Genomic DNA, 21,274 nt, shown 5'->3' with positions numbered 1-21,274 from the left:
CATGCACGACGACCGCAGCATCACCGAACACCGCCTCCGCCGCGTCCTCAAGGAGCGCATCAAGCCCGCCGTCCACTCCCGCTCGGTCCCGCTGACGGTGGAGCGCTGGGAGGCCCCCGGCGAGCCCGTCCCCGTCGCCGAGGGCCTGGCGGCCTCCTACGCACCCTGCGCCATCGGCGACATGTGGGGCCCGGCCTGGGGCACCACCTGGTTCAAGGTCACCGGCACCGTCCCCGCCGACTGGGCCGGCCGCACGGTGGAAGCCGTACTCGACCTCGGTTTCGACCGGATGATGCCCGGCTTCCAGTGCGAGGGCCTGGTCCACCGCGCAGACGGCGGGGAGGTCAAGGCGCTCAACCCGTACAACGACTGGGTGCGCGTCGCCGACCGCGCGGACGGCGGCGAGCGCATCGAGTGGTACGTCGAAGGCGCCTCCAACCCGATCCTCGTCGACCACTCGGTCACCTACGAGGGCGACAAGCGGACCAGCGGCGACCAGCCCCTCTACCGGCTCGCCCGGATGGACCTCGCCGTCTTCGAGACCGAGGTCTGGGAACTCGTACAGGACCTCGAAGTCCTCTACGACCTCATGACGCAGCTCGACGAGCGCGACGCCCGGCGGTACGAGATCCTGCGCGCCATCGATTCCGCCCTCGACGCGGTGGACCTCTGCGACGTCCCGGGCACCGCGGCCGACGCCCGCGCCCGGCTCGTCGTCGTCCTGGCCGCCCCCGCCAGTGCCTCCGCGCACCGGATCAGCGCTATCGGCCACTCCCACATCGACTCCGCGTGGCTGTGGCCGCTGCGCGAGACCGTGCGCAAGGTCGCGCGGACCACGTCCAACATGCTGGGCCTGATGGAGGAGCACCCCGACTTCGTCTTCGCCATGTCCCAGGCGCAGCAGCTCGACTGGATCAAGACCCATCGGCCCGAGCTCTTCGAGCGGGTCAAGAAGAAGATCGCCGACGGGCAGTTCGTGCCGGTCGGCGGGATGTGGGTCGAGTCCGACACCAACATGGTCGGCGGCGAGGCCATGGCCCGCCAGTTCCTGTACGGCAAGAAGTTCTTCATGGACGAGTTCGGCATCGAGACGAAGAACGTCTGGCTGCCCGATTCCTTCGGCTACACCGCCGCCATGCCGCAGATCGTCAAGCTCTCCGGCTCCCGGTGGTTCCTGACGCAGAAGATCTCCTGGTCCCAGGTCAACAAGTTCCCCCACCACACCTTCTGGTGGGAGGGCATCGACGGCACCCGCGTCTTCACGCACTTCCCGCCCGTCGACACCTACAACTCCGACCTCGGCGGCGCCCAGCTGGCGCACGCCGCCCGCAACTACCAGGAGAAGGGCCGGGGTTCGCGCTCGCTGGCCCCCTTCGGCTGGGGGGACGGCGGCGGCGGCCCGACCCGGGAACAGATCGGCCGAGCCCAGCGGCAGCGGGACCTCGAAGGCTCCCCGCGCGTGGAGATCGAGCGCCCCGACGCGTTCTTCGAGAAGGCGCACGCCGAGTACGAGGACGCCCCCGTCTGGGCCGGCGAGCTCTACCTGGAGCTGCACCGCGGCACCTACACCTCGCAGGCCAAGACCAAGCAGGGCAACCGGCACAGCGAATCACTGCTGCGCGAGGCCGAGTTGTGGGCCTCCGCGGCCGCGGTGAAGGTGCCCGGGTACGCGTACCCGTACGAGGACCTGGAGCGGATCTGGAAGACCGTGCTGCTCCACCAGTTCCACGACATCCTCCCCGGATCCTCCATCGCCTGGGTGCACCGCGAGGCCCGCGCCACGTACGCCGCGGTGCGGGAGGAGCTGACGGCCATCACCGTGGCCGCACAGACGGCCCTCGCCGGAGAGGGCGAGGAGGAGCTGGTCTTCAACTGCGCCCCGCACGACCGGAACGGCGTCCCGGCGGGCGGCGCGGGCCGGCCGGTGGCCGCCGGGCAGCCCGTCACGGTGGAGGACCGTCACGGCGGCGGCCACGTCCTCGCCAACGGGAGGCTCCTCGTGGAGATCGACGGCCGCGGGCTGATCGTGTCCGCGTACGACCTGGAGGCCGGGCGGGAAGCGGTCGCACCGGGGGCCGCCGCGAACCTGCTCCAGATCCACCCCGACTTCCCCAACATGTGGGACGCGTGGGACATCGACGCGTTCTACCGCAACAAGGTCACCGACCTGGTGGACGTGGACGCGCTGGAGGTCGCGCAGGCCGGGCCGTCCTCGGTCACCGTACGGGTGACCCGGTCCTTCGGCCTGTCCTCCGTCGCCCAGTCGGTGACCCTCCGGGCCGGGGCCAAGACGGTGGACATCGTCACGGACGTGGACTGGCACGAGACGGAGAAGTTCCTCAAGGCGGCCTTCCCCCTGGACGTCAAGGCCGAACGCTCCGCCTCCGAAACGCAGTTCGGGCACGTCTACCGGGCCACTCACACCAACACCTCGTGGGAGGCCGCCAAGTTCGAGATCTGCGCGCACCGCTGGATCCACGCGGAGGAGCCGGGCTGGGGGGTCGCGGTCCTCAACGACTCCACGTACGGCCACGACGTGACCCGCGACATGCGGCCCGACGGCGGCCAGACCACCACCGTCCGCCTCTCCCTCCTGCGGGCCCCGCGCTACCCCGACCCGGAGACCGACCAGGGCGCGCACACCCTGCGCTTCTCGCTCGCTCCGGGCGCGGCCGTCGGCGACGCGGTCCGCGAGGGCCACGCCCTGAACCTGCCGGAGCGCGTGCTCCGCGGCGCGGGGCCGGTCGCCCCGCTCGTCGCGGTCGACTCGGACGCGGTGGTGGTCGAGTCGGTGAAGCTCGCCGAGGACCGCGGCGGCGACGTGATCGTCCGCCTCTACGAATCCCGGGGCGGCCGCGCGAAGGCCACCCTGGCGGCGGACTTCCCGCTGTCGGCGGCGATCGAGAGCGACCTCCTGGAACGCCCCCTGGAGGGCGCGGCCGTCTCCGCCCCCGCCCCGGACGGCACCATCCCCCTCACCCTGCGCCCGTTCCAGATCGTCACGGTCCGCCTCCGCCGGGCCTGACCGTCATCCCGTGGTGCGGGCCGGGATCATTCCGCGAGGAACGCCGAAACCGCCGCCGTGAACTCTTCCGGCGCCGCCGCGTGGATCAAGTGGCCGTACGGGAGGGTGATCAGGCGCGCGTCCGGGATGCGGCGGGTCAGCTCGTCGACGGAGGCGGGCGCCAGGTGGCTGGTGGGGCCGCCGTGGAGGACCAGGGTCGGGGCCGTGATGCGGGCCAGGCCCGCCAGCCAGGCCGGGTCCGGGCGGTCGAGCTGGGGGCGGACCGCGAGCACCATCGCCCAGTCGAAGGCGAGCTCGCCCTCGGGGCGTACGGGTGCCACGGCCTCGCGGGGGAGCGGCGCGGGCGCGTCCTCCAGGACGAGGCGGCCGATGCGGTGCGGCTGCGCGGAGGCGGCCAGGTAGGCGACGACACCGCCCATCGAGTGGCCCACGAGGTCCACCCGGTCGAGGCCGAGGGCGTCCAGGAAGCCCAGTACGTCGTCCCGCATCAGCGGGAGCGAGTACGCGGACGGCCGCGCACTGGCTCCGTGGCCGCGCAGGTCCAGGGCGAACACCCGCCGCTCCCGCGCGAGTTCGTCGCGTACGGGCGCCCAGTCCGCGGCGGTCTCGCCCAGCGCGGGGAGAAGGACCACCGGCGGTCCGGCCGGCGGGCCGGTGACCTCGTAGGCGAGGCGCACTCCGCCGTTCACCGTGACGGTGTGCTGCTCGGTCGGCCGGGTGGTCCCGGGCTCGCGCGTCATCCGCCAGAGGGTACAGGGCCGTGTCGGGCTCGGGCCTCGAAGGTGTCGGGTGCGCCGCCCCGCCGTCCCGCTGCCCCGCCGCCGCTCGACCCGGCTCGGGTTCCCGTGGTCCCTTGTGGCCGATCCGCCCCAGGCGGGCGTCCCCCGTCGTTGGCGATCACCCGGGCCGTGAACTGCGCCACAGGCCCCCTCGGCGCGGGTCCCAGGCCCCGGGAATCCCCGGAGCTCCGGGCCGTGGAGTTCCGCACTCGATTGTGCACCTAGTTGCATAATAAGCGGCCGCTCAGCTAGAACAGGAGCATCACCCCCGCGCGAGGAGGCGCCTCCATGAGTTCCCAGAGCCGGTACCCGCACCTGCTGAGCCCCCTGGACCTCGGCTTCACCACCCTGCCGAACCGCGTGATCATGGGTTCCATGCACACCGGCCTCGAAGAGCACGAGCGGGGCTTCGAGCGCCTCGCCGCCTTCTACGCCGAGCGCGCCCGCGGCGGCGCCGGCCTGATCGTCACCGGCGGCATAGCCCCGAACGACGCCGGCCGCCCCTTCGAGGGAGGCGCCCGCCTCACCACCGAGGAGGAGGCCGCCGAGCACCGGGTGATCACCGACGCGGTGCACGCCGAGGGCGGGAAGATCGCGATGCAGATCCTCCACTTCGGCCGCTACGCCTACCACAAGGACCTGGTCGCCCCCAGCGCCCTCCAGGCCCCCATCAGCCCCTTCGTCCCGAACGCGCTCACCGACGCCGAAGTCGAGCGCACCATCGAGGACTTCGTCCGCGCCGCCCGCCTCGCCAAGCTGGCCGGGTACGACGGCGTCGAGATCATGGGCTCCGAGGGCTACCTGGTCAACGAGTTCATCGCCGCCGCCACCAACAAGCGCACCGACCGCTGGGGCGGCGCCTACGAGAACCGCGTGCGCTTCCCGCTGGAGATCGTCCGGCGCACCCGCGCGGCCGTCGGCGAGGAGTTCATCCTCGTCTACCGCCTCTCGATGCTCGACCTGATTCCCGGGGGCTCCACCCTCGATGAGGTCGTCCACCTCGCCAAGGAGGTCGAGGCGGCCGGCGCCACCATCATCAACACCGGCATCGGCTGGCACGAGGCCCGCATCCCCACCATCGCGACCTCCGTCCCGCGCGGCGCCTACACCTGGGTCACCAAGCGGCTGATGGGCGCGGTCTCCGTCCCGCTCGTCACCAGCAACCGCATCAACACCCCGGAAATCGCCGAGGAGTTGCTCGCAGACGGTCGCGCCGACCTGGTGTCCCTGGCCCGCCCCTTCCTCGCCGACGCCGACTTCGTCGCCAAGGCCGCCGCCGGCCGCTCCGAGACCATCAACACCTGCATCGGCTGCAACCAGGCCTGCCTGGACCACACCTTCAGCGGCAAGCTCACCACCTGCCTGGTCAACCCGCGCGCCTGCAACGAGACGGAACTCATCCTGTCTCCCACTCAGTTGAAGAAGCGCGTCGCCGTCGTCGGAGCCGGCCCGGCCGGCCTGGCCTGCGCCGTCTCCGCGGCCGGCCGCGGCCACGCCGTCACCCTGTACGAGGCCTCCGGCCACATCGGCGGCCAGCTCGACATCGCCCGCCGCATCCCCGGCAAGGAGGAGTTCGAGGAGACCATCCGCTACTACGGCACCCAACTCGCCGAGCACGCGGTCGAGGTCAAGCTGAACACCCGCGCCGACGTCGAGACCCTGCGCGGCTACGACGAGGTCGTCGTCGCCACCGGCGTCACCCCCCGCACCCCCGACATCGAGGGCGTCGACGGCCCCAACGTCGTCAGCTACCTCGACGTCCTGCGCGACGGCGCCCCCGTCGGGCAGCGCGTCGCCGTCCTCGGCGCCGGCGGAATCGGCTTCGACGTCGCCGAGTTCCTCACCGACAGCGGCGAAGGCGCCTCCCAGGACCCCGAGGTCTACTTCCGCCACTGGGGCGTGGACACCGCCTACACCGGCCCCGGCGGCCTCGCCGCCCCCGAGCGCCCCGCCCCGCCGCGCCAGGTCCACCTGCTCCAGCGCAAGACCACCAAGGTCGGCTCCGGGCTCGGCACCACCACCGGCTGGATCCACCGGGCGGAGCTCAAGCACCGCGGTGTCGTCTCCGTCGCGGGGGCCGCGTACGACCGGATCGACGGCGAGGGCCTGCACATCACGGTGGAGGGCGAGCAGCGCCTCGTACCCGCCGACACGGTGGTCCTGTGCACCGGCCAGGAACCGCGCCGCGACCTGTACGAGGCCCTGCGCGCGGCCGGCATCGAGGCGCACCTGATCGGCGGTGCCGACGTGGCCGCCGAACTCGACGCCAAGCGGGCCATCCGCCAGGGCACGGAACTGGCCGCCACCCTCTGAGGACCGGCTGACGCAGGGGGAGTTGTGGCGGCCCGGCCGGGGCCGCCACAATCACCCGGTGACGATGCTGACACCGGCCGACGCGAGCAAGATCCTCCACGACAACTTCGCCCCCTGGGTGCTCGCCCTCGGGCTCACGGTCCAGGAGACCGGCGACCGGCACGCCGTGCTGCGGCTGCCCTGGTCCGACGCCCTCGCCCGGGACGGCGGGGGCCTCAGCGGCCAGGCCCTGATGGCCGCCGCGGACACCGCCACCGTGATCGCGATCTCCGCCGCGCGCGGGGCCTACGGTCCGATGACCACGGTCCAGCAGTCCACCAGCTTCCAGCGGCCGGTGGTCGGCGCCGATGTGCTGATCGACGTACGGATCACCAAACTCGGCAAGCGGATGGCCTTCGCCGACATCACCATGACCCCCGACGGTGCCGAAGAACCGGCCGCGAAGGCCTCGACGGTCTACGCCCTGCTGGGATGACGGGCCGGCCGTAGGGTCCGGAATCCTGGCTATCCGCCGTTACCTGCTCTCTGCGCCTTCATCGGGCACATGACCGTGAGAATCGTCGAGATGAACGACAGGGCGGCAAGGGCTGCGAAGAGGTGCCCGTATCCACCGAGCGGCCCGGCGAGTGCGGCACCTGCCCAGGGGGCGAGGGCTGCGGCGATGTGCGCGGGGGCGCCCAGGAGGCCGGAGAGGCGGCCGTAGTGGGTGGTGCCCCAGCGGTCGGTTACCGCGGTGGCCTGGAGGAGGGTGAGGTTGCCGCGGACGATTCCCGCCAGGACCGCGAGGACGACGAGCAGGGGCATCGGGCCCGGGACGAGGGCGAGGGCGGCTGTGGTGGCGCCGCCGAGGGCGATGAGGGTGGCCGTGCGGGTCGTGACGGACGTGCGGGCCGACAGGCTTGCGTACAGAGTGCGGCCGAGGGTCTGTCCTGCCCCGCCGAGTCCCAGTGCCCAGGCGGCTGTTGACGCGTCGGCGCCGCGCTCGGTGAGGAGCGGGATGAGACCCATGACCACGGCGTACATCGCGAAGCTGGAGAGGGTGAAGGCGGAGGCCAGGAGGAGGAAGGGGCGGCTTCGGGGGATCGGGGTGCGGTCCGTTGTGGGCGGCTGGGGTGGGGCGGCGGGCCACGGGGCGCGCAGGGCCAGGGCATGTGCGGGGATGGTGATGGCGGCGAGGATCACGGCGAGGACCGTGTACGTCTGCCGCCAGTCGAGGTGTTCGGCCAGGACGGCGGTCAGTGGGGCGAAGACGGTGGAGGCCAGTCCGCCGGCGAGGGTGACGATGGTCAGGGCACGGATGCGGTCGGGCCCCCACCAGCGGGTGAGGGCGGCGAAGGCGGGCGGGTAGAAGGTGGCCGCCATCGCGATGCCGGCCAGGATCCAGCCCAGGAAGAAGACGGGGAGGCTGGGGGCCGCCGCGATCAGCAGGAGTGCGAGCACGCCGATGACCGACCCGGCGGTCATGACCGCGCGGGGTCCGCGTCGGTCGAGGATGCGGCCGACCGGGATTCCCGCCACACCGGAGACGAGAAGGGCCAAGGAGAACGCGCCCGTTGCCGCGTTGGCGGACCAGCCGGTGTCGGCGGTCACGCGTGACAGGAGGACGGGGAACGCGTAGTAGACGACCCCCCAGCTGGTGATCTGGGTGACGCAGAGGGCGGGCAGGGCGGCGCGCGGCCGCGCCCGGACCCCCGTCCCGGTCGCGGCCGCGCCGCTGTGAAGGTTCGTCACTTCGCTGGTCAGCAGCCGCCGGTAGAGGCAGGGGCGCCGATGGTGAGGGTGGCGGGCGCCGCGCAGCAGCCACCACCGGTCTCCTCGGCTGCTACGGGCTGGTCGAAGAGGCCGGCTCCGCCGCAGACTCCGGTTTCGGGGAGGGTGAGTTCGACCCGCTCGGCGGCCTCGTGGTCGCCGGCGAGGGCGGCGGCGATGGAGCGGACCTGCTCGTAGCCGGTCATGGCCAGGAAGGTGGGGGCGCGTCCGTAGGACTTCATGCCGGCGAGGTAGACGTCCTTCTCCGGGTGGGCGAGCTCGGCGGCGCCGTGGGGGTAGACGGTGCCGCAGGAGTGCTGGTTGGGGTCGATCAGGGGCGCCAGCTCGACGGGGGCCTGGAGGCGCTCGTCGAGGGCGAGGCGCAGTTCGTCGAGGAAGGTGAGGTCGGGGCGGAAGCCGGTGAGGACGATGACCTCGTCGACCGGGTCCAGGCGGCGGCCGTCCTCTGCGACCAGCACCAGACGCCCGTCGCCGGTCTTCTCGAAGACATCGGTGCGGAACCCGGTCACGGCGTCGGCATATCCGTCGTCGACCGCGGCCTTCGCGGCGAGGCCGAGCGCTCCGCGGGCGGGCAGCTGGTCGGCTGCGCCGCCGCCGAAGGTGGAGCCGCTGATGCCGCGCCGCAGGATCCAGGTCGCGTGCGTCCCGGCGCCGTCCTCCGCCTTGGCGAGGCCGGCGAGGTAGGCCAGAGCCGTGAAGGCGGAAGCGCCGGAGCCGATCACGGCGGTGCGCTTACCCGCGTACCGTGCCCGGACCGCCGGGTCCTTCAGGTCGGGGACGCGGTAGGAGATGCGACCGGCCGCACCCTTCTCGCCGAGCGCGTAGAGGCCGCTGCCGCCGGCCGGACTCGGGGCGGACCAGGTACCCGACGCGTCGATCACGGCCCGGGCGAAGATCCTCTCCTCGCGGCCGTCGGCACCGGTGAGGTGGACGACGAAGGGCTGGCTCTCGCGGTCGGCATCGACGATGCGGTCGCGGCCCGAGCGCGAGACACCGGTGACGGTGGCGCCGTAGCGCACGCGGTCGCCGAGGGCGTCGGCCAGCGGCTGGAGGTAGCGCTCGGCCCAGTCGCCGCCCGAGGGGTAGGTGGCACCGTCCGGCTTGATCCAGCCGGTGGGGGCGAGGAGCTTCTCTGCGGCGGGGTCGGTGACCTCGGACCAGGTGGAGAAGAGGCGTACGTGCGACCAGTCGCGCACGGCGGAGGCGGCGGCCGGTCCGGCCTCCAGGACCAGCGGCTCGATGTTCCGCTCGATGAGGCGGGCAGCCGCGGCGAGTCCGATCGGGCCGGCGCCGATCACGATGACAGGCAGGGCTTCGGTGGATGCGTTCACGGCAGGCTCCCTGGTTGTTTTGACGTTTGTCGATGTCCTGACGCCTCTAGAGTGACCCGTGTATCGACGTTCGTCAACATAGACATCTGTCGAATTTCCGCCGATGATGGGGGCATGACTACGAAGGTGTTGCCGTTGCTGGAGCCGGAGGCCGTCGCGGCCTGCTGTCCGCCCCTGTCGGAGCGCCCGCTGACGGCCGAGGAGGCCGAGCGGACCGCGGTGATGTTCAAGGCCCTCGGTGATCCGGTGCGCCTGCGGCTCTTCTCGGCCGTCGCCTCGCACGAGGGCGGCGAGGCGTGCGTGTGCGACATCTCGGACGTTGGCGTCTCCCAGCCGACGGTCTCCCACCACCTGAAGAAACTGAAGGACGCCGGCCTGCTCTCCTCCGAGCGGCGCGGCACCTGGGTCTACTACCGCGTGGAGCCCGCCGTCCTCGCCGCCATGGGCGCCCTGCTCACCCGGGCGGGCTCGGCATGAGCCTCCGTATCGAGCCGCTGACCCGGGCGCACGCGGACGAGGTCCTGGCGATCTACCGGGCCGGGATCGCCGAGGGCAATGCCACCTTCGAGACCGAGGCCCCCACCTGGGAGGCCTTCGACGCGGCGAGGCTGCCCGAGCACCGCTTCGCCGCGGTCGACCCGGACGGGAAGCTGCTCGGCTGGGTCGCCGCGTCCAAGGTCTCGGACCGGTGCGCGTACGCCGGCGTGGTCGAACACTCCGTCTACGTCCACCCCGGCGCCCGGGGGCGCGGAGTCGCCCGAGCCCTGCTGGACGCCTTGATCGCCTCGACCGAGGCGGCGGGCATCTGGACGATCCAGTCCGGGATCTTCCCCGAGAACACCGCGAGTCTGGCCCTGCACCAGCGGGCCGGCTTCCGGGTCATCGGCACCCGCGTGCGCATCGGCCGCCACCACGGCACGTGGCGCGACGTCGTCCTGCTGGAGCGCCGCAGCCCGGCGATCAGTTGAGCGTGTCCGCGGGTGCCGCGGGCGCCGAGGGCGCTCCGGCGGTCTCCGTCGTGCCGCGCATGAAGATGACCGCCACCAGGGCCAGGCCCACCACCGCGCCGACCAGCTGCACGCCGACGAAGGCCGGGACCGAGGCGGGGGCGATGCCCGCGAAGGTGTCGGTGAAGGCGCGGCCGACGGTGACGGCCGGGTTGGCGAAGGAGGTGGAGGAGGTGAACCAGTAGGCGGCGCCGATGTACGAAGCGACGGCCACGGGTGCGAAGCGCAGGCGGTCGGTGCGGGCCAGGCCGAAGATCAGCAGGATCAGGCCGGCGGTGGCGACGACCTCGCCGAGGAGGAGATTCCCCGCGGAGCGGTCGTGGGTGGACCACTTCACCAGGGGCTCGCCGAACATCGCGTCGGCCAGGATCGCGCCCGCGATGGCGCCGGCGATCTGGGCGGGCACGTATGCGGCCAGCTCGCGGGGGGTGACGCCGCCGCCGGTGCGGCGGGTGGTCCACCACTCGGCGAGGCTGACCACCGGGTTGAAATGGGCCCCGGAGACCGGGCCGAGTAGGGCGATCAGGACACCGAGGCCGAAGACCGTGGCGGTGGAGTTGGCCAGCAGCTGCAGGGCGACGTCCTGGGTCAGCTTCGTCGCCTGGATCCCGGACCCGACGACCACCGCGACGAGCGCGGCCGTTCCGACGAGTTCGGCCGCGGCGCGGGACACCAGCGGATTGGCAGACGGGGCCGCGTCGGCGGGTATCGCGGCATCCACTGCGGGTGCAATGCCGACGGGCTTGGTGACGGACAACGGTTCTCCTCGGGCAGGTGAGGGGGAATCCAAGCGGGCTAGGGCCTGTCGTCAAACTCCCGTCGTCGCCCGAAGGGCGGCCGCGCGGCAGACGGGAGTTTGACGACAGGCCCTAGGGACAGGACCGCTTGACGCTCGCTTCGGCGGTGGCGCGCGCGGTCTGAGCGAGGTCGGCGAACTGGCCGGCGACGGCCTCGATGACTTCCGGGCGGAGCCTGTAGTAGGTGAAGCGGCCGCACGGTTCGGTCTCCACGACCCCGGCCTCTCTGAGCACCTTCAGGTGGTTGGAGAGGTTGGTCTGCTTGGCGCCGGTCTCCTCCACGAGGTGTGTGGTGCACAGCGTCTCGCGGGAGAGCAGGGTCACGATCTGGAGCCTGAGGGGGTCGGCCAGGACTCGGATCAGATCAGTATCGACTGACGTCATCATGCGCTGATACTGTCACATCAGTAGGGACTGAGACCAGCCCGAGCTGACCTCGCCGACTCCGCAGCACATGCCACCCCAAGGAAGAACAGATGTCCTCCGCTCCTGCCGCCTCCGTCCTGTTCGTCTGCATCCACAACGCGGGCCGCTCCCAGATGGCGGCCGGGTTCCTGCGCCACCTCGCCGGCGACCGGGTCGAGGTGCGTTCCGCCGGCTCGGTCCCCGGAGACCGGATCAACCCCTCCGCCGTCGCCGCCATGGCCGAGCTGGGCATCGACATCTCCGACCAGAAGCCGAAGGTCCTCACCCCCGAGGCCGCTCAGGCGTCCGACTACATCATCACCATGGGCTGCGGCGACGCCTGCCCGTACTTCCCCGGCAAGACCTACCTCGACTGGCAGCTCGAAGACCCGGCCGGGCAGGGCGTCGAGGCCGTCCGCCCCATCCGCGACGAGATCAAGGGCCTCATCGAGGGCCTGATCGCCGAGATCGACGCCAAGCGCTGACCGCACACGAGAGGAGGCCGCACCATGGCCCTCAAGAACGTCACCGACAAGTCCTTCCTCGCGGACGTCCTGCAGAGCGACAAGCCGGTGCTCGTCGACTTCTGGGCGGCCTGGTGCGGCCCCTGCCGCCAGCTCGCCCCGTCGCTGGAAGCCATCGCCGCCGAGCACGGCAACAAAATCAAGATCGTCAAGCTGAACATCGACGAGAACCCGGAGACGGCCGCCGCCTACGGGGTCATGTCCATCCCGACGATGAGCGTCTTCGTCGGCGGCCGGGTCGCCAAGACCATCGTCGGGGCCAAGCCCAAGGCCGCCCTCCAGCGCGAGCTGCGCGAGTTCATCTCCCGCTGACGCGGCTCGCGACTGAGGGGCGAGGAACCGACGGCGCCGTGTTCCCGGCGCGTCGGCGGGCGTCCGGGGGCGGGGTCAGCCCGTCTGGACGGTGATGGTCCGGCCCGGGGTGACGGTCGGGGTGGCGTAGGTGTACGTCACTCCGTCCACGACCTTGGTGCGTGCCGGCTGGGGCACTCCGTCGACCGTGAGGGTGGCGTAGGTGCCGGGGAAGCGGGCCTCCCAGGTGTAGGGCGAGGTACCCGAAGTGTGCGTGAGGGTGGACTTCGTCGCCCCGTCGTGGCGGAGGGAGAACGTCGAGTCGCCGATCCGGAGGTCGTCGATCCGCAGCCAGTCCATGCCCGAGGGCAGCCGGGACCGAGTGCTCAGGGCGTGTGAGGGTGCGTCGGGGGTGACGCCCAGCAGGCCTTCGACGGTCTGGCCGAGCAGGGTGAAGGAGACCTCGGGGTAGTCCCCGTTGGTGCCCTGCTTGGCGTTCACGTGCTGGACGTCCTTGTGGTCGTAGACGTCCTTCATCCACTTCCAGCCGGTGTCGTTCCGGTTGTTCCGGAAGAAGGTGTCCGGCAGGTAGGTGAGGGCCTCGATGTTGGAGGGCCGGCCCGGACCCGAGGCCTGCTGGTCGATGTAGTCGAGGTAGGCCTCTCGGCGGGGGCCGGGGTCGATGATCTGCTTCATCGGCATGAACCAGCTGTTCTCCTTGCCCCAGCCGGTCAGGGCGCGCCCGTCCGTGGTGTAGCCGCGCACCATGGCCGAGCCCGAACCAGTGCCGATCCAGGTGGAGTTGAAGTAGGCCTTCAGGTCCCGGGCCTTGGTCTCGTACTGGTCGGCGAGGGCGCCGTCGCCCTTGGAACGGGCGAGCGAGGCCATCGCCAGGTAGGCCTGGTACTGGGAGCCGATCGCGTCGCCGGCCTCGGCGAGGGGCTCGCCGCTCTGCTCGTTGTAGCTGGCGGTGCCCTGGAAGATGCCCTGGCCCGTGCCTTCCGCCACCCGGACCGCGCCGTTGTCCTTGAGCCCGTCGTGCAGGGTGACGAACTCGTCGGTGGCGTGGCGGTAGAAGTTCCACAGGGCCGGATCGTCGAGGTAGGAGCGGTCCCCGCTCCAGCGGTACGCCTCCTCGGACTTCTGTACCAGCTCGAAGGTGGCGGGTACCTCGCGGACGAAGTTCGTCGGGCTCTTGTAGTCGATCGAGAGGTAGGTCGAGGTGTCGAAGTTGAAGGCCCACGCCGGGTAGTACTTGTGCTCGGCGGTGGCGGACGCGGCGAACGAGCGGAGCATCGACTTGTTCTCGGCGTGCAGGGCGAGGACTCCCGCGCCGGACAGCTGGTGGGCCATGTCGCGCGAGTAGTAGCCGCTGCGGTTGGCGTACCCGGCCCAGTAGGAGGCGGCGTAGGTGCCCGTGCCGCTGCCGCCGGTGTGGTTCTCGTCCACGTTGAGCGGGCCCTTCGTGCCAGGCAGGTGGACCCAGCTGTTGGCCTTGCGCTTGGACCAGTCGAACATCTCGACGATCTTCGGGTCGGACGAGCTGACCCGCGGGTCGGCGGGGGAGGCCGGGGAGAGCATCACGTCGTCGGCGTTGACCCAGCCGTCCCCCGACTCGAAGGCGATCTCCAGCCTGTCCCCGGGGGCGAGGGCGATCCGACTGAGCGTGTAGCGGCGGTAGTTCGTCGCGCTCGGCAGGGTGAGCGTGGCGGCGACCGCGCCGTTGACGCGGGCGGTGTAGCGGCCGTTCGGCCCGCCCGTCGCGATCCAGGCGGATATGTCGTACGTCCCCCGGCCCGTGGCCGTCACGGTCTGGGACACCTTCATCCCGGACCCGGCGTCGAGGTACGCGAGCCGGGCCGCGCCGTGCGGGTAGTTCGTCGCGACTCCGGTCCCGGAGGTGAACTGCCATCCGGTACGGCCCTGTTCGAAGCCCGGGTTGGTGACGGTGAGCGGCGCGGGCGCGGCCTGCGCGACCGCCGCGGCCTGGCCGCCGAGGGCGAGCGGGGTCAACGGGAGGAGCAGGGCGAGGGCGGACAGGAGCGACACACGGGAACGCGTCATCGGGTTCTCCCTGATGGGGGTGGGGTGGGCTGGCCGTGCGGTGGGGCGGCCGTGCGGTGGGGCGGAGGGCCCGTACGGAGCGGGGCGGGCGGCACGCTAGCAACCCCGTCGGAAGATTTGCAATGACCGTGTCAAAATTCTCTGCGTGATCGGACTGAAAGATTTCATCGAACTCTTGCAAGTCGAGAGTCGGCCTGGTTACAGTCCTGGCCAGTCGGCTTCCGCAACGGTGCGAGCAGGGGTGGGTCAGGTATGGAACTGGAACGTCGGAGAGTGCTGCAGATGGGTGGCGCGATCGCCGCGGGGGCCGGACTCACCGGCCTGACCGCCTGTTCCGGAACGGGTGACACGGGCCAGGGCGGGACCACGGGAGCCGCGGGGGAGAAGGACAAGGGCAAGATCACGGTCTGGTCCTGGCAGGGTCCCGCCGCCGAAATGAAGGCCCTCGTACCGGAGTTCAACAAGAAGTACCCCGGGATCGAGGTGACGGTCGAAGACATCGGCAACCCGGCGATCTGGGACAAGATCACCACCGGGCTCGCCGCCGGCGGCCAGGGCCTCGCCGACGTCCTGCACATCGGCGTCGACTACCTGCCGGGCTACGTGGAGAAGTTCCCCGGAGGCCTCGCCGACCTCGGCCCGCTCGGCGCGAACGCCTACCGCGACGCCTTCGCGCAAGGCATGTGGCAGACCGTGTCCCCCGACGGCAAGCGCGTCAACGCCCTCCCCTGGGAGGCGAATTCGGCGGGCTTCTACTACCGGGCGGACCTCTTCGAGAAGGCCGGGGTCGACGCCGGCGCCCTCCAGACCTGGGAGGAGACCATCGAAGCAGGAAAGGAGATCAAGGCGAAGACCGGCGCCCACCTGCTGGGCATCGACAAGCCCGCCTCACAGGCCGACGCCGCCAACTTCTTCCAGATGCTGCTCCAGCTCCAGGGCTCCTTCTACTTCAGCCTCGCCGGGGACATCACGCTCGACTCCCCGGAAGCCGTGAAGGCCATGACCCTCATCAAGACCATGAACGACGCCGGCCTGGTCAGCGATCTCGCCGGCGGCTGGAACGCGCTGATGAGTTCCCTGAAGCAGGGGACCGCGGCCGTCCTGCCCATGCCCACCTGGTTCGGCGGCATCATCCAGGAGCAGGTGCCCGAGGAGGCCGGGAAGTGGAAGGTCCGGCTTCCCCCGGCCGTCCGCCGGGGCGGCTCGACGGCGGCCACGGTCAACTCCACCCACCTCGCCGTGGCGGGCGCGAGCAAGCACCAGGCCGCGGCCTGGTCCTTCGTCGAGTTCGTCCTCACCCGCCCGGCCTCCCAGGTGCAGATCTACAAGGGCAAGGGCATCGCCCCCGCCCTGATGAAGGCGTACGACGACGCGGTCTTCCACGAGCCGTCCCCCTTCTTCGGCGGCCAGAAGAAGGGTGAGGTCTTCCTGGAGGCCCTGAAGGCACCCTCGTCCGCCTTCAACTACACCGCCGACTACGCCCGCGCCCTCAAGCTCGTCACCGACGCCCAGTCCAAGGTGCTGCTGGGCGGCGCCGACCCGGCGAAGGTGCTCAAGGAGGCCGCCGACCAGCTCGCCCAGCAGACCGGACGCAAGGTCTCCCGATGACCGTCACGCTCACTGGCGGCGAGACCCGGGCCGTCCCCTCCCGGGGGACGGCCCCGCGCACCCGGCCCCGCCGGCGCGTGGCCCCGTACCTCTTCGTCCTGCCCGCGCTGCTCCTCTTCGCCGCCTTCAAGCTCTACCCCATCGGCCGGTCCTTCGTGATCAGCCTGCACAAGACCGTCGGCGGGACCGAGCGGTTCGTCGGAGCCGACAACTACACGCGGCTGATGGGTGATCCGCTGTTCTGGACCGCCCTGAAGAACACCGCGGTGATCCTCGCCGTCCAGGTGCCGGTCATGCTGGCCCTCGCCACCGGACTCGCCGTGGCACTCGACTCCACGCTGCTGCGCGGCCGCACGGTCTTCCGGCTGGGCTTCTTCCTGCCCATGGTCACCGGGCTGGTCGCCTACGGGATCGTCTTCTCCGTCCTCCTCAACAAGGACTACGGGCTGGTCAACTGGCTGACGGGCCTGGCCGGCCTGGACCCGGTGCCGTGGCTGACCGACCCCCTGTGGGCGAAGGTCTCCCTCGGCCTGGCGCTGACCTGGCACTACACCGGCTACAACGCGGTGATCCTGCTCGCCCGCCTGCAGTCCGTACCCGCCGAGCTGTACGACGCGGCGTCCGTCGACGGGGCCGGCGCCTGGGCCTCCTTCCGCCACGTCACCCTGCCGGGCCTGCGCCCCGCCCTGCTGCTCACCACGGTGCTGTCCACCATCGGCACCCTGCAGATCTTCGACGAGCCGTACGTGCTCACCGGCGGCGGCCCGGACAACGCCACCCTGACCATCGGCGTGTACCTCTACCAGAACGCCTTCAAGTACTTCGACTTCGGCTACGCCTCCGCCATCGCCTACGCCCTCGCCGTCCTCATCGGCATCCTCGGCGTGATCCAGTTCCGATTCCTGGGGGAGAAGTCATGACCGCCGCCCGTCACCGCGGCAGGAGCATCCTGCTCACCTCCGGACTCGCCATCGCGCTGGCCGCCGTCCTGATCCCCTTCTACTGGCTCGTGGTCGCCGCCACGCACAGCTCCGGGGAGATCTTCGACAGTCCGCCGCCGCTGCTGCCCGGCGGGCATCTGGCGGAGAACCTCCAAACGCTCCAGGACACCGCGCAGTTCGGCCGGGTGCTGCTCAACTCCGTTCTCATCGCGGCGATCTACACCCTGTGCGCGGGCGCCGTCTGCACCCTGGCCGGCTACGGCTTCGCCAAGTACCGCTTCCGCGGCCGCGAACCGCTGTTCGGACTGCTCATGCTCGGACTCGTGGTCCCCGCCCAGGTCACCCTCGTGCCGCTGTTCCAGCTGATGGCCGAACTGCGCTGGCTGGGCACGTACCAGGCCGTGATCGTGCCCAACCTGGCTCTGCCCTTCGGCATCTTCCTGATGCGCCAGTCGATGGCCGCGCTCCCCGACGAACTCCTCGACTCGGGGCGCATGGACGGCTGCGGCGAACTGCGGCTGTTCTGGAAGGTGGTGCTCCCGCCCATGAAACCGGCACTGGCCGCCCTGGCGATCTTCCTCTTCCTGTACCAGTGGAACGACTTCGTCTGGCCGCTCATCGTCCTGCGCGACAGTGCCACGTTCACCGTCCCCGTGGCCCTCGCCTCCCTCCAGGGCCTCGACGAGACCGACTACGGAGCGATCCTCGCCGGAACCGCGGCCGCCGCGATTCCGATGGCCCTCGTATTCCTCGCGCTCCAGCGCCAGTTCGTGTCCGGCCTGCTCGCCGGCGCCGTGAAGGAGTGACCGTGACCACCGCCGAGACCACCGTCGATCCCGTCACCACCGCGGGGCTCGCACCCGCCACCGAGGAGCCGCTGCTCGACGGGGTCTCGCTCGCCGTCCTCGCCCACGCCCCCGGCGTCCACCCCGTCTGGACCCTGGCCGAACTCCCGGGCGGACTGCGGATGCTGGAGGTACGGGCCGACGGTGCCCCCGTCGAGATCCGCTTCTCCGTGCCCCTCGGCGACGCCGCCGGATACTGGCACCCGCAGGGCAGCTGGCGGCGCACCCTGCTCGCCGACTGGGAGGGCCGCTCCCGGGTCTCGCTGGTCGACGGACACGCCGCCGGCTGCCTGTACGACCACGGCGGCGCCACCCTGCTCACCTTCGCCGCCACCGACCCGGTACCCGAGGCGGAGCTCCGCTTCGGGGTCTCCGAGGAGAACGACACCCACGTCGTCCACCTCCGCCTGCCGGCCGCACGGCAGGCCCACCGGATCCTGCTCGTCCCCCGCGCACCCTCCGTGGCACGGGCCATGCGGGCCCTGCGCTCCTGGTTCGACGCCGAGCTCGCCCCGGCGCCGGTGCCCGACGCGGCCCGCACCCCCGTCTACTCCACCTGGTACGCCTTCAACCAGGACGTCAGTGCCACCGCCGTCGAAACCCAGGCCGAACTGGCCGCCGGACTCGGCTGCGGAGCACTGATCCTCGACGACGGCTGGCAGGAAGGCGGCCACGGGCGCGGCTACGCCGGCTGCGGGGACTGGGAGCCCGACCGGTCCAAGTTCCCCGACTTCGCCGGGCACGTGGCCCGGGTCCGGTCCCACGGGCTGAGCTACCTCGCCTGGGTCGCACCCCTGCTCCTGGGCTCCGGAGCCGCCTGCCACGACCGCTGGGCCGCCTGCGCGCCCGCCCCGTCCGGCGTGCCCGGCGCGCACGTGCTCGACCCCCGCCGCCCCGAGGTGCGCGCGCACGTCGTCGGGCTCTGCGTCCGGCTGGTCCGGGCGTACGGGCTCGACGGACTCAAGCTCGACTTCCTCGAGCAGGCCATGGTTTACGCGGGCGACGGAGCCGGCGACGTCGGACAGGCCATGGTGGCCCTGCTGACGGAACTCCGCGCGGCGCTGGAGACCGTACGTCCCGGCGTGCTGCTGGAGCTGCGCCAGCCCTACACGGGACCCGGCATGGCCCCCTTCGGCAACATGCTGCGCTCCTTCGACTGCCCCGCGGACGCCACCGCGAACCGGGTCCGCACCCTCGACACCTCGCTGCTCGCCCTCGGCGGGGCCGTCCACTCCGACATGCTCCTGTGGTCACCCGACGCGCCCGTGACGACGGTGGCCCGGCAGCTGATCGGGGCACTCCACTCGGTGCCGCAGGTCTCGGTACGGCTGGACCGGGTCCCCGCGGCGCACCGGGAGGCGATCGGGTTCTGGCTGGCGCAGTGGTGGGCCCACCGGGAACTGCTGCTGGACGGGGAGGTGGAACCGGGCCGGCCCGACGAGCTGTACCCGCTGGTGCGGGTGAGTGCCGGGGACCACTGCCTGCTGAGCGTGCACGGGGACCGGGTCGTCCCGCTGGACTTCTCCGCGTACCGCCGCTTCGACCTGGTCAACGGCTCGGACCGGGACCGGGTGATGGTCGAGGTGCTGGGCGGCGGGGGCGAGGTCCGGGGAGTGGTCCACGGGCCGGACGGCCGTATCATGGACGGTCCGCCGTCGTACCTGCCGGAGGGAGCACGCTCGCTGGCGGTGCCGCGCGGGGGGCTGGTATCGCTCACGATCACGGAAGGACCGCGATGAAGGTCGGGATCACCGAGGTCGCCGCTCGCGCCCAGGTCAGCGAGGCGACCGTGAGCCGGGTGATCAACCGACGCCAGGGCGTGTCGAAGAAGACCCGGGACGCGGTCGAACAGGCCATGGCGGACGTCGGCTACGAACGGCAGACCCAGGGCCAACTGGTCGCGGTGATCACCGAGTTCGTGTCCAATCCGTTCTTCGCCGATGTCGCCGAGCGCATCGAGTCGGCGCTCGCCCCGCACGGACTCAAGACCATTCTGTGCCCGGCCTTCCCGGGCGGGGTCCAGGAGCGGGACTTCATCTCCGCGCTCGTCGACAAGGGCGTCGCGGCCGTCGTCTTCCTCTCCGCCTCCAACACCGTCGAGGGCGCCGACACCGAGACGTACGAACTGCTGCGCCAGCGCAGGGTCCCGTACGTCGGCATCAACGGCGAGTTCGCGGACGGGGTGGCGACCCCGGTCTTCTCGACGGATGACGCGCTCGCCGCGGAGCTGGCCGTCGACCACCTCCACCGCCTCGGCCACCGCAGGATCGGGATGGCCTCCGGCCCGGCCGGGAACCAGCCCGCGGACCGTCGGGTGCGGGGCTTCCTCGAGGCCATGGCCAAGCGGGGCATCGAGGAGCCGGAGCGCTGGGTGATCCGGCAGTCGTACACGGTGGAGGGCGGCCAGGCCGCCGTCGGCCCGCTGCTCGCCCTGGGCGCCACCGCGATCGTGGCCGCCAGCGACTACATGGCCCTCGGGGCGATCCGGGGCATCCGCCGGCAGGGACGGACGGTGCCCGGGGACGTATCGGTCGTGGGGTACGACGGCTCGTCCATCACCGAGTTCACCGACCCGCCCCTGACCACGGTGCGCCAGCCCGCCGACCGGCTGGCCCTTGAGGTCGGGCGCAGCGTACTGGCGCTGGTCAGCAACCGGGACGTGCCCACGGGGGAGCTGCTCTTCGACCCCGAACTGGTCATCCGGGCGACCACCGGACCGGCCCCCGCGGACCCCGGGGCCTGATCCGGGGGCGGACTCAGTGCCGCTCCTCGCCCGCGACGAGGAGCTCGCCGACCTCTTCCGAGAGAGCGGCGCGCGCGGGGTCGGGCAGGCCGGCGTCGGTGACGAACCAGTCGGCCTGGTGGAGCGCCGCGAAGCCGCTGAGCCCCACCACCCCCCACTTGCTGTGGTCCGCCACGACGGCGACCCGGCGTGCCGAGGCGACCAGGGCGCGGTTGGTCTGGGCCTCCATGAGGTTGGGGGTGGTCAGGCCCGCGCCCTGCGCCACCCCGTGCGCGCCGAGGAAGAGCAGGTCCACGTGGAGCGAGCCGATCGCCAGGTCGGCGAGCGGTCCGACCAGGGCTGCCGAGGGGGTCGGGGAGCCGCCGGTGAGCAGCAGGATCGGGGCGCCGGCTCCGCGGTCGCGGCCGTCGGCCCACACCAGTTCCGCGACCGGGAGGGAGTTGGTGACGATGGTGAGCCGGGGGATCCCGAGGAGACGGGTGGCAACGGCGTGTGCGGTGGTGCCGCCGGAGACCGCGACCACGCTGCCCGGTTCCACCAGGGCCGCGGCCGTGTCCGCGATGGCGGCCTTGGCATCGCCCTCCAGGTCCGACTTGGCCTCGAACCCGGGCTCGTGGCCGCTCGCCCCGGCCGGGGCGACGGCCCCGCCGTGGACCTTCTCCACGACGCCGCGCCGGGCGAGGGCGTCCAGATCCCGGCGGACGGTCATGTCCGAGACGCCGAGCTGCCCGACCAGGTCGGCCACCCGTACCGCGCCCTCGCGCCGGACCGCGTCGAGGATGAGAGCGCGTCGCTGGTGGGCCAGTTGGGCAGCCTGCTCGGCCACGGGTC

The 21,274-nt window shown here is 71.7% G+C and carries 19 protein-coding genes; 12 read left to right on the top strand and 7 right to left on the bottom strand.

Annotation, left to right across the window (positions count from 1 at the left end; translation table 11 throughout):
* Position 1 precedes the first annotated feature (1 nt).
* Entirely contained in the window at positions 2-3,025 is a 3,024-nt protein-coding gene (locus ACE1OC_RS06010; RefSeq protein ID WP_407836077.1) for an alpha-mannosidase, read from the top strand.
* A 26-nt stretch (positions 3,026-3,051) separates the two neighbouring features.
* Here the strand turns inward: ACE1OC_RS06010 and ACE1OC_RS06005 are convergent, their stop codons facing one another.
* Entirely contained in the window at positions 3,052-3,765 is a 714-nt protein-coding gene (locus ACE1OC_RS06005; protein ID WP_407836076.1) for an alpha/beta fold hydrolase, read from the bottom strand.
* Positions 3,766-4,092: 327 nt separating this feature from the next.
* Between ACE1OC_RS06005 and ACE1OC_RS06000 the strand changes: the two genes are divergently transcribed.
* Together ACE1OC_RS06000 and ACE1OC_RS05995 are read left to right on the top strand one after the other, a co-directional pair.
* A complete protein-coding gene (locus tag ACE1OC_RS06000; protein ID WP_407836075.1) occupies positions 4,093-6,117 on the top strand; it encodes an FAD-dependent oxidoreductase in 2,025 nt (674 codons plus the stop codon).
* A 64-nt stretch (positions 6,118-6,181) separates the two neighbouring features.
* On the top strand, positions 6,182-6,592 hold the full coding sequence (locus tag ACE1OC_RS05995) for a PaaI family thioesterase (protein ID WP_407841485.1): 411 nt from the start codon (positions 6,182-6,184) through the stop codon (positions 6,590-6,592).
* A 29-nt stretch (positions 6,593-6,621) separates the two neighbouring features.
* On the opposite strand, the gene ACE1OC_RS05990 is transcribed toward ACE1OC_RS05995, so the two are convergent.
* Positions 6,622-7,848 (bottom strand): MFS transporter, encoded by a 1,227-nt coding sequence (locus ACE1OC_RS05990; RefSeq protein ID WP_407836074.1) that lies wholly within the window; start codon positions 7,846-7,848, stop codon positions 6,622-6,624.
* 8 nt (positions 7,849-7,856) lie between these two features.
* Complete coding sequence (locus tag ACE1OC_RS05985; protein ID WP_407836073.1) at positions 7,857-9,218, bottom strand: NAD(P)-binding domain-containing protein; 1,362 nt, start codon at positions 9,216-9,218, stop codon at positions 7,857-7,859.
* A gap of 114 nt (positions 9,219-9,332) precedes the next feature.
* Here ACE1OC_RS05985 and ACE1OC_RS05980 point away from each other — a divergent pair, with 114 nt between their 5' ends.
* Together ACE1OC_RS05980 and ACE1OC_RS05975 are read left to right on the top strand one after the other, a co-directional pair.
* Positions 9,333-9,695 carry an ArsR/SmtB family transcription factor gene (locus ACE1OC_RS05980; protein ID WP_382972761.1) on the top strand — a complete coding sequence of 121 codons (363 nt, stop codon included), beginning with the start codon at positions 9,333-9,335 and terminating at the stop codon, positions 9,693-9,695.
* Positions 9,692-10,186 (top strand): GNAT family N-acetyltransferase, encoded by a 495-nt coding sequence (locus ACE1OC_RS05975; protein WP_407836072.1) that lies wholly within the window; start codon positions 9,692-9,694, stop codon positions 10,184-10,186. The genes ACE1OC_RS05980 and ACE1OC_RS05975 overlap by 4 nt, the downstream gene beginning before the upstream one ends.
* On the opposite strand, the gene ACE1OC_RS05970 is transcribed toward ACE1OC_RS05975, so the two are convergent.
* Both ACE1OC_RS05970 and ACE1OC_RS05965 read right to left on the bottom strand, forming a co-directional pair.
* Positions 10,179-10,982: an aquaporin gene (locus ACE1OC_RS05970; RefSeq protein ID WP_407836071.1), complete on the bottom strand. Its 804-nt coding sequence runs from the start codon at positions 10,980-10,982 to the stop codon at positions 10,179-10,181. The two genes, ACE1OC_RS05975 and ACE1OC_RS05970, sit on opposite strands and share 8 nt — an antisense overlap.
* Positions 10,983-11,094: 112 nt before the next feature.
* Positions 11,095-11,409 carry an ArsR/SmtB family transcription factor gene (locus ACE1OC_RS05965; RefSeq protein WP_407836070.1) on the bottom strand — a complete coding sequence of 105 codons (315 nt, stop codon included), beginning with the start codon at positions 11,407-11,409 and terminating at the stop codon, positions 11,095-11,097.
* Between the two features lie 89 nt (positions 11,410-11,498).
* On the opposite strand from ACE1OC_RS05965, the gene ACE1OC_RS05960 reads away from it, so the two are divergent.
* Complete coding sequence (locus tag ACE1OC_RS05960; RefSeq protein WP_250741915.1) at positions 11,499-11,912, top strand: arsenate reductase ArsC; 414 nt, start codon at positions 11,499-11,501, stop codon at positions 11,910-11,912.
* Positions 11,913-11,936: 24 nt separating this feature from the next.
* Positions 11,937-12,263, top strand: coding sequence for a thioredoxin (gene trxA, locus ACE1OC_RS05955; RefSeq protein WP_407836069.1), 327 nt, complete (start codon positions 11,937-11,939; stop codon positions 12,261-12,263).
* Positions 12,264-12,338: 75 nt separating this feature from the next.
* On the opposite strand, the gene ACE1OC_RS05950 is transcribed toward trxA, so the two are convergent.
* The gene (locus tag ACE1OC_RS05950; RefSeq protein ID WP_407836068.1) at positions 12,339-14,306 is read right to left on the bottom strand and encodes a hypothetical protein; all 1,968 of its coding nucleotides are present in this window, start codon (positions 14,304-14,306) and stop codon (positions 12,339-12,341) included.
* Between the two features lie 282 nt (positions 14,307-14,588).
* On the opposite strand from ACE1OC_RS05950, the gene ACE1OC_RS05945 reads away from it, so the two are divergent.
* Genes ACE1OC_RS05945 through ACE1OC_RS05925 form a run of 5 tightly spaced genes read left to right on the top strand, consistent with a single transcriptional unit; the run spans position 14,589 to position 20,443 of the window.
* The gene (locus ACE1OC_RS05945) at positions 14,589-15,914 is read left to right on the top strand and encodes an ABC transporter substrate-binding protein (protein WP_407841484.1); all 1,326 of its coding nucleotides are present in this window, start codon (positions 14,589-14,591) and stop codon (positions 15,912-15,914) included.
* Entirely contained in the window at positions 15,911-16,834 is a 924-nt protein-coding gene (locus tag ACE1OC_RS05940) for a carbohydrate ABC transporter permease (protein ID WP_407836067.1), read from the top strand. The genes ACE1OC_RS05945 and ACE1OC_RS05940 overlap by 4 nt, the downstream gene beginning before the upstream one ends.
* Complete coding sequence (locus ACE1OC_RS05935) at positions 16,831-17,661, top strand: carbohydrate ABC transporter permease (protein ID WP_407836066.1); 831 nt, start codon at positions 16,831-16,833, stop codon at positions 17,659-17,661. The genes ACE1OC_RS05940 and ACE1OC_RS05935 overlap by 4 nt, the downstream gene beginning before the upstream one ends.
* Before the next feature lie 2 nt (positions 17,662-17,663).
* Complete coding sequence (locus tag ACE1OC_RS05930) at positions 17,664-19,439, top strand: glycoside hydrolase family 36 protein (RefSeq protein WP_407836065.1); 1,776 nt, start codon at positions 17,664-17,666, stop codon at positions 19,437-19,439.
* Positions 19,436-20,443: a LacI family DNA-binding transcriptional regulator gene (locus tag ACE1OC_RS05925; protein ID WP_407836064.1), complete on the top strand. Its 1,008-nt coding sequence runs from the start codon at positions 19,436-19,438 to the stop codon at positions 20,441-20,443. Before ACE1OC_RS05930 ends, ACE1OC_RS05925 begins: the two co-directional genes overlap by 4 nt.
* A 13-nt stretch (positions 20,444-20,456) precedes the next feature.
* Here the strand turns inward: ACE1OC_RS05925 and ACE1OC_RS05920 are convergent, their stop codons facing one another.
* On the bottom strand, positions 20,457-21,269 hold the full coding sequence (locus tag ACE1OC_RS05920; protein WP_407836063.1) for a DeoR/GlpR family DNA-binding transcription regulator: 813 nt from the start codon (positions 21,267-21,269) through the stop codon (positions 20,457-20,459).
* Positions 21,270-21,274 lie beyond the last annotated feature (5 nt).

The sequence above is a fragment of the Streptomyces stoeckheimensis genome (assembly GCF_045822005.1).
Classification (GTDB): Bacteria; Actinomycetota; Actinomycetes; order Streptomycetales; family Streptomycetaceae; genus Streptomyces; species Streptomyces stoeckheimensis.
The sequence above is the reverse complement of the archived record's forward strand: the minus strand, read 5'-3'. Positions and strand labels throughout refer to the sequence as shown.